The sequence below is a fragment of the Streptomyces sp. NPDC031049 genome (assembly GCF_055571015.1).
This window is the reverse complement of sequence record NZ_JBVIGC010000003.1, coordinates 436,426-449,435: the sequence shown is the minus strand read 5'-3', so window position 1 is coordinate 449,435 and position 13,010 is coordinate 436,426. Positions and strand designations below refer to the sequence as shown.

The window sequence follows — 13,010 nt, the reverse complement described above, 5'->3', positions numbered from 1 at the left end:
CGGGCGGGAGACTGAGGGCATGAGATCCGCACAGGTCGATGCCTACCTTCGTCGGCTGGGAGCCGCCTACCCGGCGTGGCCCACCCTGGAGGTGCTGCGTGAGCTGCATGTGCGCCATCTGCGTGCGGTGCCGTTCGAGAATCTGTCCGTGCACCTCGGCGAGGCCGTCGACCTGGACGAGGAGCGGCTGGTGGAGAAACTGGCGGGCGCGCGGCGCGGCGGGTTCTGCTACGAACTCAACGGCGCCTTCGCCGCGTTGCTCACCGCGCTGGGCTATGAGGTGACCCTGCTCGCCGCCCGGGGGTACGCGGACGAGGGCAGGCTCGGGATTCCCTACGACCATCTGGCGCTGAGGGTGCGGACGGTGGACGGCGGTGACTGCCTGGCCGACGTCGGGTTCGGAGCGCACAGCCACTATCCGCTGGCCCTGGGGGAGCGGGGCGAGCAGGCGGACCCGGGCGGGACCTTCCGCATCGCCGAGGCGGGGCCGGACGCCGCCGGGGTGCGCGGCGGCCACCCCTCGGCCCGCGCCGCGGACCTGGACGTCCTGCGGGACGGCAAGCCGGTGTACCGGCTGGAGCCGCGCCCGCGCGTGCTCGACGACTTCGTGGTCGGGGCCTGGTGGCACAGCACCTCGCCCCGTTCGCCCTTCCTGCGCTCTCTGGTCTGCTCCCGGCTCACGGAGGACGGCGGGAGGGTCACGCTCAGCGGACGGCGGCTGACGCTGACGGCACCCGACGGGAGACGGGAGCAGCGCGAGCTGGGCACGGACGACGAGGTGCTCCGGGCCTACCGGGACCGGTTCGGCATCGAACTGCCGCGGGTACCGACGGTGCGCCGCGCCGCCCCGAGCGGCTGAGCATGCGGTCCTCGGGCCCGTCGCCGGTGATCCGGGGCGGTGCCGGACAATGGCTGACGTGAGTGACGTCAGACATCTGCTCGTGCTCCCCGACCGCGACGCCGCGGAAGAGGCCGCGGAGGCGCTCGGGGAGCGGTTCGCCCTCGCTGAGGAGCCCCGTATCGTCCGGGACGCCTTGGCCGGTGAGGACGACGCCGAGGACGCCCAGTGGCTCGTCGTCCTGCGCGACCAGGAGGAACGGCTGGACCCCGAGGAGCTGGACGAGTTCGCGGCCCGGTGGGACGGCTGGCGCGAGGAGCCCTAGCCGGCCGTCGGAACCGCGGAACCTCCGCCGCCCGAGCCATCGGGACCCGGACCCCGGGACCGGAACCCCGGGCCCCGAGCCCCCGAAAGCCAAGCCCCGGGCCCCGGGAGCCCGAGCCCAGGCCCCCGGCCCCCCCGGCACCGCCGCCCCCACTGTCAGTGCCCCGTGCCATCCTTGTCGCAATGGCCAGGAAGACTGCGAACGACGACCCTCTCGCCCCGGTGACACTCGCCGTGGGCCAGGAGGACCTCCTGCTCGACCGTGCCGTGCAGGAGGTGGTGGCCGCCGCCAGGGCCGCCGACGCCGACACGGACGTACGCGACCTCACCCCGGACCAGTTGCAGCCCGGCACCCTCGCCGAGCTGACCAGCCCCTCGCTCTTCGCCGAGCGCAAAGTCGTGGTCGTACGCAATGCGCAGGACCTGGCCGCCGACACGGTCAAGGACGTGAAGGCCTATCTCGGCGCCCCCGCCGAGGAGATCACCCTCGTGCTGCTGCACGCGGGCGGAGCAAAGGGCAAGGGCCTGCTGGACGCCGCGCGCAAGGCGGGCGCGCGCGAGGTGGCGTGCCCGAAGATGACCAAGCCGGCGGACCGGCTGGCCTTCGTCCGGGCGGAGTTCCGCACCGCCGGGCGGTCGGCCACCCCGGAGGCCTGCCAGGCGCTGGTCGACGCGATCGGCAGCGATCTGCGGGAGCTGGCGTCCGCGGTGGCCCAGCTGTCCGCCGACGTCGAGGGCACCATCGACGAGGCGGTCGTCGGGCGGTACTACACCGGCCGGGCCGAGGCCTCCAGCTTCACGGTCGCCGACCGGGCGGTCGAGGGCCGGGCGGCGGAGGCGCTGGAGGCGCTGAGATGGTCCCTGGCCACGGGCGTGGCACCGGTGCTGATCACCAGCGCCCTCGCGCAGGGCGTGCGGGCGATCGGCAAGCTGTCGTCGGCGCGCGGCGGACGGCCCGCCGACCTCGCCCGGGAGCTGGGGATGCCGCCGTGGAAGGTCGACCGGGTGCGTCAGCAGATGCGGGGCTGGACCCCGGACGGCGTCGCGGTGGCGCTGCGGGCGGTCGCCGAGGCGGACGCCGGGGTGAAGGGCGGCGGCGACGACCCCGAGTACGCGCTGGAGAAGGCGGTCGTCACCATCGCCCGTGCGGCGCGGTCGAGGGGCAGGGCGTAGAGGAGGAGAATCGGGTTGTCAGCCGTACGTCGCCGAGCAAGGGAAAGGTGGCGAGGGCCATGGCTGAACACCCTCACGCCGCGTTGGTACGCAGAGGCTTCGAGGCCTTCTCACGCGGTGACATGGAGACCCTGCGGGAACTGATCGCGTCGGACGCCACGCACCACGTACCCGGAGAGCACCCGTTGTCGGGTGACTTCAAGGGTGTGGACGCGATCATCGAGATGTACGAGCGGCTCGGCGCGGAGACCGGCGGGACGATGCAGGGCGAACTGATCGGCACCTGCGTCGACGGCCGGGGCCACGCGGTCGGGATGATGCGTTTCACGGCCGAGCGCAACGGCAAGCGCCTCGACGACACCGGGTGCATCGTCTTCCGGATCGTCGGGGACAAGATCACCGACCTCGACGAGTGCGTCGAGGACATCGACGCCAACAACGAGTTCTGGTCGTAGCCGGGAACCGGTCCCGCGCCCGGGCGACACCACACCGACGAGAACGAGGACGGCGAGCACACCGACTGAGGAGGGCAACGCCGAAGGCCCCGCCCGCCGCCCTGGGGAAGGGCGGAAGGCGAGGCCTTCGGTTCACGCTCGTGGACCCGTGCCCGCGTGGCGAACGCAGGCCGCGCACGGGTCCGGGGTGCCGGTCGGGAGCGGATGAGAGAGGGCCCGCCCTGGGTCCTTCCGGCGATCAGACCAGATGGGTGGTTCAGCCCTTGAGAGCGGCGACCTTCTGAGCCAGCGCCGACTTCTTGTTGGCGGCCTGGTTCTTGTGGATGACGCCCTTGGAGACGGCCTTGTCGAGCTGACGCGCGGCGACGCGCTGGTACTCGACGGCCTTCTCGACGTCACCCGCGGCGACGGCCTCGCGGGTCCGGCGGATCGCGGTCTTCAGGGAGGACTTGACGGCCTTGTTGCGCAGCCGGGCCTTCTCGTTGGTCTTGATCCGCTTGATCTGGGACTTGATGTTCGCCACGAATGAGCCTTTTCAGGTTCTGGCACAAGGCCGCACGGAAGACCGCGACGATCCTGTACCGGTGATTTCCAGAGGACGTGCCTCGCGCTGAGAGGGCATGAGACACAGCCCCCCACACTACCAGCGGCCCATTCCACGGCCCAAACCCGTCTCCTCCGCGGCCCACACCCGTCTCCGGTCTCCACCCGTGGGACGATGGAAGCTACGTATCGATCCGATCCGACCCGAGACCGCAGACACTGCGGACGCCTCAAGAATCAGGACCCTGCGTGCCCGCGATCCCTAGCCATGTGCCCGAGCCGAGCCGAACCGACCCGGCTCTGATCCGCAACTTCTGCATCATCGCGCACATCGACCACGGCAAGTCCACGCTCGCCGACCGGATGCTCCAGCTGACCGGTGTGGTCGAGCAGCGGCAGATGCGCGCCCAGTACCTCGACCGCATGGACATCGAGCGAGAGCGCGGCATCACGATCAAGTCCCAGGCGGTGCGATTGCCGTGGGCGCCGACCCACGACAAGGGCGACACGCACATCCTCAACATGATCGACACCCCGGGACACGTCGACTTCACGTACGAGGTCTCGCGGTCGCTCGCCGCCTGCGAGGGGACCATCCTGCTGGTCGACGCGGCCCAGGGCATCGAGGCGCAGACCCTCGCCAACCTCTACCTGGCGATGGAGAACGACCTCACGATCATCCCCGTGCTGAACAAGATCGACCTGCCGGCCGCGCAGCCCGAGAAGTTCGCCGAGGAACTGGCCAACCTGGTCGGCTGCGAGCCGGACGACGTGCTCAAGGTCTCCGCCAAGACCGGGCTCGGCGTCGAGGCGCTGCTGGACAAGGTCGTCGCCGAGATCCCGCCCCCGGTCGGCGTCGCGGACGCCCCCGCCCGCGCGATGATCTTCGACTCCGTCTACGACTCCTACCGCGGTGTCGTGACGTACGTCCGTGTCATCGACGGCCAGCTCAACAAGCGTGAGCGCATCCGGATGATGTCCACCGGCGCCACCCACGAACTGCTGGAGATCGGCACCAACTCCCCGGAGATGCTGGCCGCCGACGGTCTCGGCGTCGGCGAGGTGGGCTACCTGATCACCGGGGTGAAGGACGTCCGCCAGTCCAAGGTCGGTGACACCGTCACCAGCCAGCAGAAGGGCGCCGAGGAGCCGCTCGGCGGCTACAAGGACCCCAAGCCGATGGTCTTCTCCGGCCTGTATCCGCTGGACGGCTCGGACTACCCCGAGCTGCGCGAGGCCCTGGACAAGCTCCAGCTCAACGACGCCGCCCTCGTCTACGAGCCCGAGACCTCCGCCGCCCTCGGCTTCGGCTTCCGCGTCGGCTTCCTGGGCCTGCTGCACCTCGACGTGATCCGCGAGCGGCTGGAGCGCGAGTTCGGGCTCGACCTGATCGCCACCGCGCCCAACGTGGTCTACCGCGTGATCATGGAGGACGGCACCGAGCACACGGTCACCAACCCGAGCGAGTTCCCCGAGGGCAAGATCAGCGAGGTGTACGAGCCGGTCGTGCGCGCCACCCTGCTGGCGCCGACGGAGTTCATCGGCTCGATCATGGAGCTGTGCCAGAACCGGCGCGGCACCCTGCTGGGCATGGACTACCTGTCCGAGGACCGGGTGGAGATCCGCTACACCCTCCCGCTCGCCGAGATCGTCTTCGACTTCTTCGACCAGCTGAAGTCCAAGACGCGCGGCTACGCCTCCCTGGACTACGAGCCCACCGGCGAGCAGACCTCCAGCCTGGTCAAGGTCGACATCCTGCTGCACGGCGACAAGGTCGACGCCTTCTCGGCGATCACCCACAAGGACCAGGCGTACGCCTACGGTGTCCGGCTCGTCGCCAAGCTCAAGGAGCTGATCCCGCGGCAGGCCTTCGAGGTCCCGGTGCAGGCCGCCATCGGCTCCCGGGTGATCGCCCGCGAGACCATCCGCGCCATCCGCAAGGACGTCCTCGCCAAGTGCTACGGCGGTGACATCTCCCGTAAGCGGAAGCTGCTGGAGAAGCAGAAGGAAGGCAAGAAGCGGATGAAGATGGTGGGTTCGGTGGAGGTTCCGCAGGAGGCCTTCATCGCGGTCCTCTCCAGCGACGAGAGCGCCGGATCGGGCAAGGGCAAGAAGTAGCCGCCCGCAAATGGGGTGTATCGGGGCCCGTCGCGCGACAGTGCGGCGGGCCCCTTCGCGTGCGCACGGCCGCTGTCTGTAGGAAGTGACAGGGTGCGGACCCTTACGTACCGGCCGACCTGCCTCTACTCTGTCCCTGCCCGATAGTTACTCATGAGTTAAACAACTGCGCGAGAGCCGAACCCGAGAGCTGAACCAGCCCCCACCTGAGACAGCCGCAACGAGCCAACCGCACGAGCCAGCCGCACCGTCGCGGGCCCGGAGGATGTCGTGAGCGACACACAGACACTGATCGAGAACCGTCCGCCCTCCGTGGCGGGCCTCTTCCTGGAGCGCGTGGCGGCCACGCCGGACGCCGAGGCGTACCGCTACCCCGTGCCGCCGGCCTCGGGCGAGGGCCCGGACGACTGGAAGTCGCTGAGCTGGGCGCAGGCCGCCGAACGCGTGTACGCGATCGCCGCCGGTCTCGTCGAGCTGGGCGTGCAGCCGGAGCAGCGGGTGGCGCTGGCCTCGGCGACCCGGATCGAGTGGATCCTGACCGACCTCGGCATCATGTGCGCGGGCGCGGCGACCACCACGATCTACCCGCAGACCAACGCCGACGAGTCGGCGTACATCCTGTCCGACTCCGAGAGCCGCGTCCTCGTCGCCGAGAACGCCGAGCAGCTCGCCAAGGCCCGGGAGAAGCGGGCGGAGCTGCCGGAACTCACCCACGTGGTGGTGATCGACCCGGCCGGCGCCGACACGTCCGAGGACTGGGTGCTGACCCTGGAGGAGTTGCAGGACCGGGGCAGGGCCCGGCTGGAGAAGGACCCCGAGGTGATCAGGGAGCGGGTCGGCGCGCTCACCAAGGACCAGCTCGCCACCCTCATCTACACCTCCGGCACCACCGGCCGCCCCAAGGGCGTCCGCCTCCCGCACGACAACTGGTCGTACATGGCGAAGGCGATCGCCGCGACCGGCCTGGTCGGAGCGGACGACGTGCAGTACCTGTGGCTGCCGCTCGCGCACGTCTTCGGCAAGGTGCTCACCTCCGGCCAGATCGAGGTCGGGCACGTCACCGCCGTCGACGGCCGGGTCGACAAGATCATCGAGAATCTGCCGGTCGTCCAGCCGACCTACATGGCGGCCGTGCCGCGCATCTTCGAGAAGGTCTACAACGGCGTCGCGGCCAAGGCGAAGGCCGGCGGCGGAGCCAAGTACAAGATCTTCCAGTGGGCGGCCGGCGTCGCCCGCGAGTACGCCAAGGTCACCCAGGACAACTTCCGCCGCACCGGCACCGCGAGCGCGCCCCTCGGACTGCGCTCCAAGCACGCCGTCGCCGACAAGCTCGTCTACGCCAAGATCCGCGAGGCCTTCGGCGGCAACCTGCGCGCCTGCGTCTCCGGCTCGGCGGCCCTCGCGCCCGACATCGGCTACTTCTTCTCCGGAGCCGGCATCCACATCCTGGAGGGCTACGGCCTCACCGAGTCCTCCGCCGCGTCCTTCGTCAACCCCGGCGAGGCCTACCGCACCGGCACCGTCGGCAAGCCGCTGCCCGGCACCGAGGTGCGCATCGCCGACGACGGCGAGATCCTGCTGCGCGGCCCCGGCATCATGGAGGGCTACCACAAGCTGCCCGAGAAGACCGCCGAGGTGCTGGAGTCCGACGGCTGGTTCCACACCGGCGACATCGGCGAGCTGTCGGCCGACGGCTATCTGCGCATCACCGACCGCAAGAAGGACCTCATCAAGACCTCGGGCGGCAAGTACATCGCGCCCGCCGAGGTCGAGGGCCAGTTCAAGGCGGTGTGCCCGTACGTCTCCAACATCCTCGTGCACGGCGCCGACCGGAACTTCTGCACCGCGCTCATCGCCCTCGACGAGGCCGCCCTCGCCGGGTGGGCCAAGGAGAACGGTCTGGAGGGCAGGCCGTACGCCGAGATCGTCGCCGCGCCGGCCACGGTCGAGATGGTCCAGGGCTACGTCGACCAGCTCAACGCCGGGCTCCAGCGCTGGCAGACGATCAAGAAGTTCCGGCTGCTGCCGCGCGACCTCGACGTGGAGCACGGCGAGATCACGCCGAGCCTGAAGCTGAAGCGGCCGGTGGTCGAGCGGGAGTACAAGCACCTGATCGACGAGATGTACGAGGGCGCGCGCGAGGCCTGAGCCGCGCGCCGGTCCGGATCGGCGCGCACGGCGCACGCGATGTCGTCGGGATCGGTCCGTTCCGGACCGGTCCCGACCGCGTCTGTAGCACGCTTGTCACCCATGGCGGCCCACTTCGGTAACTCGGTGCGTACGCCCGTGGCCGGTCTGTCACTCTGTCGGCAGCGACCGCGGCGTATTCGTACGAAATTCCCAGGGGGCCGTCCATGGGGGCCATTCCGACACAACGGGAGACCGTCTTCCGTTCCGGTGGGGTGCCCGCGCACCCAGCGACGTCCGGGCGGACGAGCGCGATCCTGCCGGGAAGCTCCCTCGCGCCGGGAGCCGCCCGCGCGCTGCTGCGGTCGGCGCGCGCCGAGTGGACCGGGCAGGGCCTGCCCGGCGTGGAGCATCTGACCGACCGCCGCCTCGAGGACGCCCTCGTCGTCGTCAGCGAACTCGTCACCAACGCCGTCGTCCACGCCGGCACGGACGTGGAGGTGACCTGTCTGCTGGAGGAGGGCGGCGCCCTGACCGTGGAGGCGTGCGACCGGCACCCCGCCCGCGCCCCGCGTACCGACGACGCGCGCTCGCCCTACGACGCGCCCGAGTACGGCCGCGGGCTGCGCCTGGTCGCCGCGCTCTGCGAGACCTGGGGGATCACCTACCACGCGGGCGCCAAGACCGTCTGGGCCCGCCTGTCCCCGCCGGCGGGCCGCCCGGCCGCCACCGGGACGGAGGGGGCGGCGGCCGGCGCACGGAGGGAGGGCCCGGGCGCCGCGTGGGCGGAGGCGGCGGGTGCGGCGTGGGGCGAGGCGGCGGGCGCCGTGTGGGAGGAGGGACCGTCCTCCGCCCCGTCCGAGGGCACCGCCGGGGCCGGGGCCGGCGGTGCGGTCGCCGCCCGGGACGGTGCGCCCGGTGCGCCGGGGTCCCGGTGTGCCGGGGCGGCGGTCGCCGAGCCGCCGGAGGCCGGCCCGGGGCCGGACCACGACCGGGAGTGGCTGGGCCGCGCGGCGCTGTCCTTCCTCGCCGAGGCCTCCGACCTGCTCGCCGGACAGCTCGACGAGGATCTCGTCACCTCCCTCACCGGCCAGCTGATCGTGCCGCGGCTCGCCGACTGGTGCGCGGTGTGGCTGGAGGACGAGTCCCTGGGCCGTTCCGCCACCGCCGCCCGCCTCGCCCGCGTCTGGCACGCCAGCGAGAGCCGCGTCGAGGAACTGCACCGGGTCCTGGAGAAGAGCCCGCCGTGCCCGTCCGACGCCGTGGACGCCGGGCCGGTCGCCCACCCCTGGCCCGGCGAGGCGCTCGGCCCGCACGAGACCCGCGGTGCCGCCCTCGCCTACCGGCTGGCCGCCGGCGGACGGCCGCTGGGCACGCTGGTCATCGGCCGGGCCGGCCCGCCCCGCTTCCCCGAGGAGATCACCGGCCTCGTGGAGGACCTCAGCCGCCGGGTGGCGCTCGCCATCGGCGCCGCCCGCCAGTACGCCCGGCAGGCCGCCATCAGCGCCGTACTCCAGCGCGGACTGCTGCCCGGCGCGGTCGCCGAGATCCCCGGGGTGCGCACCGCCCTCGTGCACGAGCCGTGCGTCAAGGGCGGCCCCAGCGGCGACTTCTACGACCTCTTCCCGGCCGGCGACGGCCGCTGGTGCTTCGCCGTCGGCGACGTCCAGGGCAAGGGCCCCGAGGCCGCCGTCGTCATCGGGCTGGCCCGGCCCTGGCTGCGGCTGCTGGCCCGCGAGGGCTACGGCGTCCCCGGCGTCCTGGACCGGCTCAACCAGCTCCTCCTGGACGACGCCACCGAGGCCGCCGACGCCGCCGCCCGTGCGCTGGTGGCCGCCGGTGCCCGCCCGGCCGTGCCCGGCGACGGCCCCCAGACCCGCTTCCTCTCCCTCCTCTACGGCGAACTGGTCCCCTTCGCCGGCGGCGTCCGCTGCACCCTCGCCTCCGCCGGTCACCCCCTGCCCCTGCTGCTGGCGCCCGACGGCATCGTCCGCACGGCGGCGCAGCCGCAGACCCTCCTCGGGGTGATAGAGGACACGGCGTACACCAGCGACACCGTCGAACTGCGCTCCGGCGACACGCTGCTGTGCGTCACGGACGGGATCACCGAGCGGCGCGACGGCTCCCGGCAGTTCGACGACGGCGACGGGCTCGCGGCGGCCCTGGCCGGGTGCGCGGGGCTGGCGGCCGAGCCGATCGCCGAGCGCATCCGGCGGCTGGTGCACGACTTCGGGGACCGGCCGCCGGACGACGATCTCGCACTGCTGGTGCTCCAGGCGGAGTAGCCGGCGCTTCGGGCGGAGCGGGCGGGGCAGGCGGGGCAGGCAGACCAGGCAGAGCGGGGAAGGAGCAACGGGGCGGGTGCGGGACAATGGAGGGCATGCCCTCCGCACTCCCCGACGGCGAACCCGTCCCGGCCGACGGTGCGCTCCCCGCCTCCGCGCTCGCCGGGGCCGCGGACCGCCCGCTCGGCTTCTACCTGCACGTCCCCTACTGCGCGACCCGCTGCGGCTACTGCGACTTCAACACCTACACCGCGACCGAGCTGCGCGGCACCGGCGGCGTGCTCGCCTCCCGCGACAACTACGCCGACACCCTGATCGACGAGATCCGACTCGCCCGCAAGGTGCTCGGCGACGACCCGCGCGCCGTCCGCACGGTGTTCGTCGGCGGCGGTACGCCCACCCTGCTGGCCGCCGGCGACCTGGTACGGATGCTGCGCGCGCTCCGGGACGAGTTCGGACTGGCGCCGGACGCCGAGATCACCACGGAGGCGAACCCGGAATCGGTCGACCCGGCCTATCTGGCGGCCCTGCGGCAGGGCGGCTTCAACCGGATCTCCTTCGGCATGCAGAGCGCCCGGCAGCACGTGCTGAAGGTGCTCGACCGCACCCACACCCCCGGGCGCCCCGAGGCGTGCGTCGCGGAGGCCCGCGCGGCCGGCTTCGACCACGTCAACCTCGACCTGATCTACGGCACGCCCGGCGAGTCCGACGACGACTGGCGGGCGTCGCTGGACGCCGCGCTCGGCGCCGGGCCCGACCACGTCTCGGCGTACGCGCTGATCGTCGAGGAGGGCACGCAGCTCGCCCGGCGCGTCCGGCGCGGCGAGATCCCGATGACCGACGACGACGTGCACGCCGACCGGTACCTGATCGCCGAGGAGCGGCTGTCGGCGGCGGGCTACGACTGGTACGAGGTGTCCAACTGGGCCACCTCGGACGCGGGACGCTGCCTGCACAACGAGCTGTACTGGCGGGGCGCCGACTGGTGGGGTGCCGGGCCGGGCGCGCACAGCCACGTGGGCGGGGTGCGGTGGTGGAACGCCAAGCACCCGGGGGCGTACGCCGCCGCGCTGGCCGGCGGGCGGTCACCGGGGGCCGGGCGGGAGGTCCTGACGGAGGAGGACCGGCGCGTGGAGCGGGTGCTGCTGGAGCTGAGGCTGCGGGAGGGGGTGCCGTTGTCGCTGCTGCGGGAGCGGGGGGTGGCCGCCTCGCGGCGGGCGCTGTCGGAGGGGCTGCTGGAGGGGGCGCCGTACGAGGAGGGGCGGGCCGTGCTGACGTTGCGGGGGCGGTTGCTGGCGGACGCGGTGGTCCGGGACCTGGTGGACTGACCTCCCCGTTTTCCTCGCCCCCGCCGCCCCTACCCGTCCCGTCCTTCTGGGGGCTGCGCCCCCAGGCCCCCGCTTCGGCCGGAACGGCCTCGTCCTCGAACGCCGGACGGGCTGGTAAGTCAGCCCCTCTGGGGGTGCCCCCTCCGGGGGAGTTTGAGGAGCGGGGGTCCGGGGGCGGAGCCCCCGGGGGACGGGAATGGGTAGGGGCGGCGGGGGCGGAGGGCGTCAGGTCGTCACGAAGTCGATCAGTTCCTCCACGCGGCCCAGCAGCTCCGGCTCCAGGTCCTTGTACGAGCGCACCCGGGACAGGATCCGCTGCCACGCCGCCCCCGTGTTCTCCGGCCAGCCCAGCGCCCGGCACACCCCCGTCTTCCAGTCCTGGCCGCGCGGCACCCGCGGCCAGCCCTCGATGCCCAGGGACGACGGCTTCACCGCCTCCCAGACGTCGATGTACGGATGGCCCACCACCAGCGCGTGCTCGCCGGTGACCGACTCCGCGATGCGCCACTCCTTCGAGCCCGGCACGAGATGGTCCACCAGGACGCCCAGACGCGCGTCGGGGCCCGGCCCGAACTCGGCGACGATCGACGGCAGGTCGTCCACGCCCTCCAGGTACTCCACCACCACGCCCTCGATGCGCAGGTCGTCGCCCCAGACCTTCTCGACCAGCTCGGCGTCGTGCCGCCCCTCGACGTAGATGCGGCCGGCGCGGGCCACGCGCGCGCGTGCGCCGGGCACGGCGACCGAGCCCGACGCCGTCCGCGCGGGGCGCACGGGACCCGAGGAGGGCCGCACCAGGGTCACCACCCGCCCCTCCAGCAGGAAGCCCCGCGGCTGGAGCGGGAACACCCGGCGCTTGCCGAACCGGTCCTCCAGCGTCACCGTGCCCGCCTCGCAGCCGGTCACCGCGCCGCAGAAACCGGTCCCCGGCTCCTCCACCACCAGTCCCGGCTCGGCCGGAACCTCCGGCACCGGCTGCGGCTTCTTCCACGGCGGGGTCAGATCGGGGGAGTACTGGCGCATTCTCCCGACGATAGGAGAATCCCGCCGGCCGTGATCAGCGCGACACGCCGTGCCGGGCGGCCAGCGCGTCCCGCTGGGCCCGCACGAACTCCGCGTCCACCACCGCCCCGTGACCGGGTACGTACAGCGCGTCGTCGCCGCCCAGGTCGAGGAGCCGGTCGAGGGCGGCCGGCCAGTGCGCCGGTACGGCGTCGGGGCCCGCCTGAGGTGCGCCGGACTCCTCGACCAGGTCGCCGCAGAAGACGACCTCCGGGTCGCCCGGCACCAGCACCGCCAGGTCGTGCGCGGTGTGCCCGGGCCCCAGGTTGGCCAGCAGGACCTGCCGGCCGCCGCCGAGGTCGAGGGTCCACTCGCCGCACACCTGATGGCGCACCGGCACCAGGGCGTCCGCCGCCTCCTCCGCCCGGCGCGCGTCCAAACCGTGGGCGACCGCGTCGGCCCGCAGCTCCTCCCGCCCGGAGACGGTGCCCAGGGCCGTGTCCACGCCCACCGCGCCGTACACCTCCGCGCCCGCGAAGGCCGCCGCGCCGAAGACGTGGTCGAAGTGGGGATGGGTCAGCGCGAGATGCGTCACACGGTGACCCGTGAGCGCCTGCGCCTCGGCGCGCAGCCGGGCGCCCTCGCCCAGACTCGCCCCGGCGTCGATCAGCAGCGCCGCGCCCCGGCCGACGACGAGCCCCGCCGTGCAGTCCCACACCGGCAGCCGGCACCGCCCGACACCGGCCGCCACCCTCTCCCACCCCAGCTCTTCCCAAGTCACCGTCATACCGCGACGCTAACGGGGACGACGGATCCG

At 72.8% G+C, this 13,010-nt stretch carries 11 protein-coding genes; 8 read left to right on the top strand and 3 right to left on the bottom strand.

Translation table 11 applies throughout. The features are described from left to right. The first annotated feature begins 19 nt into the window (after window positions 1-19). From ACZ45Q_RS07660 to ACZ45Q_RS07645, 4 genes are all read left to right on the top strand, one after another. Window positions 20-859: an arylamine N-acetyltransferase family protein gene (locus tag ACZ45Q_RS07660; protein WP_468256384.1), complete on the top strand. Its 840-nt coding sequence runs from the start codon at window positions 20-22 to the stop codon at window positions 857-859. Between the two features lie 58 nt (window positions 860-917). Beyond that, a complete protein-coding gene (locus tag ACZ45Q_RS07655) occupies window positions 918-1,163 on the top strand; it encodes a hypothetical protein (RefSeq protein WP_468256381.1) in 246 nt (81 codons plus the stop codon). A gap of 182 nt (window positions 1,164-1,345) precedes the next feature. Next, window positions 1,346-2,335 (top strand): DNA polymerase III subunit delta, encoded by a 990-nt coding sequence (gene holA / locus ACZ45Q_RS07650; RefSeq protein WP_468256378.1) that lies wholly within the window; start codon window positions 1,346-1,348, stop codon window positions 2,333-2,335. Between the two features lie 59 nt (window positions 2,336-2,394). Beyond that, the gene (locus ACZ45Q_RS07645) at window positions 2,395-2,790 is read left to right on the top strand and encodes a nuclear transport factor 2 family protein (protein WP_468256375.1); all 396 of its coding nucleotides are present in this window, start codon (window positions 2,395-2,397) and stop codon (window positions 2,788-2,790) included. 256 nt (window positions 2,791-3,046) lie between these two features. Here the strand turns inward: ACZ45Q_RS07645 and rpsT are convergent, their stop codons facing one another. Continuing rightward, window positions 3,047-3,313: a 30S ribosomal protein S20 gene (gene rpsT / locus ACZ45Q_RS07640; RefSeq protein WP_468256372.1), complete on the bottom strand. Its 267-nt coding sequence runs from the start codon at window positions 3,311-3,313 to the stop codon at window positions 3,047-3,049. Window positions 3,314-3,582: 269 nt separating this feature from the next. Between rpsT and lepA the strand changes: the two genes are divergently transcribed. The 4 genes from lepA (at window position 3,583) to hemW (ending at window position 11,191) form a co-directional block, all read left to right on the top strand. Beyond that, window positions 3,583-5,451, top strand: a complete 1,869-nt coding sequence (lepA, locus tag ACZ45Q_RS07635; protein ID WP_468256369.1) for a translation elongation factor 4 — start codon at window positions 3,583-3,585, stop codon at window positions 5,449-5,451. A gap of 270 nt (window positions 5,452-5,721) precedes the next feature. Next, complete coding sequence (locus tag ACZ45Q_RS07630; RefSeq protein WP_468256367.1) at window positions 5,722-7,599, top strand: AMP-dependent synthetase/ligase; 1,878 nt, start codon at window positions 5,722-5,724, stop codon at window positions 7,597-7,599. A gap of 206 nt (window positions 7,600-7,805) precedes the next feature. After that, entirely contained in the window at window positions 7,806-9,863 is a 2,058-nt protein-coding gene (locus ACZ45Q_RS07625; RefSeq protein WP_468256364.1) for a SpoIIE family protein phosphatase, read from the top strand. Window positions 9,864-9,958: 95 nt separating this feature from the next. Next, a complete protein-coding gene (gene hemW / locus ACZ45Q_RS07620; protein WP_468256362.1) occupies window positions 9,959-11,191 on the top strand; it encodes a radical SAM family heme chaperone HemW in 1,233 nt (410 codons plus the stop codon). Between the two features lie 225 nt (window positions 11,192-11,416). Here the strand turns inward: hemW and ACZ45Q_RS07615 are convergent, their stop codons facing one another. Next, complete coding sequence (locus tag ACZ45Q_RS07615) at window positions 11,417-12,214, bottom strand: DUF3097 domain-containing protein (RefSeq protein WP_468256359.1); 798 nt, start codon at window positions 12,212-12,214, stop codon at window positions 11,417-11,419. A gap of 34 nt (window positions 12,215-12,248) precedes the next feature. Then, window positions 12,249-12,980 (bottom strand): MBL fold metallo-hydrolase, encoded by a 732-nt coding sequence (locus tag ACZ45Q_RS07610; protein WP_468256356.1) that lies wholly within the window; start codon window positions 12,978-12,980, stop codon window positions 12,249-12,251. Between the last annotated feature and the right edge of the window lie 30 nt (window positions 12,981-13,010).

Coding starts and splice junctions, on each gene's coding strand:
- ACZ45Q_RS07625 (WP_468256364.1), top strand. CDS start 7,806: ATGGGGGCCATTCCGACACAACGGGAGACCGTCTTCCGTTCCGGTGGG.
- ACZ45Q_RS07610 (WP_468256356.1), bottom strand. CDS start 12,980: ATGACGGTGACTTGGGAAGAGCTGGGGTGGGAGAGGGTGGCGGCCGGT.
- ACZ45Q_RS07645 (WP_468256375.1), top strand. CDS start 2,395: ATGGCTGAACACCCTCACGCCGCGTTGGTACGCAGAGGCTTCGAGGCC.
- hemW (WP_468256362.1), top strand. CDS start 9,959: ATGCCCTCCGCACTCCCCGACGGCGAACCCGTCCCGGCCGACGGTGCG.
- ACZ45Q_RS07615 (WP_468256359.1), bottom strand. CDS start 12,214: ATGCGCCAGTACTCCCCCGATCTGACCCCGCCGTGGAAGAAGCCGCAG.
- holA (WP_468256378.1), top strand. CDS start 1,346: ATGGCCAGGAAGACTGCGAACGACGACCCTCTCGCCCCGGTGACACTC.
- ACZ45Q_RS07660 (WP_468256384.1), top strand. CDS start 20: ATGAGATCCGCACAGGTCGATGCCTACCTTCGTCGGCTGGGAGCCGCC.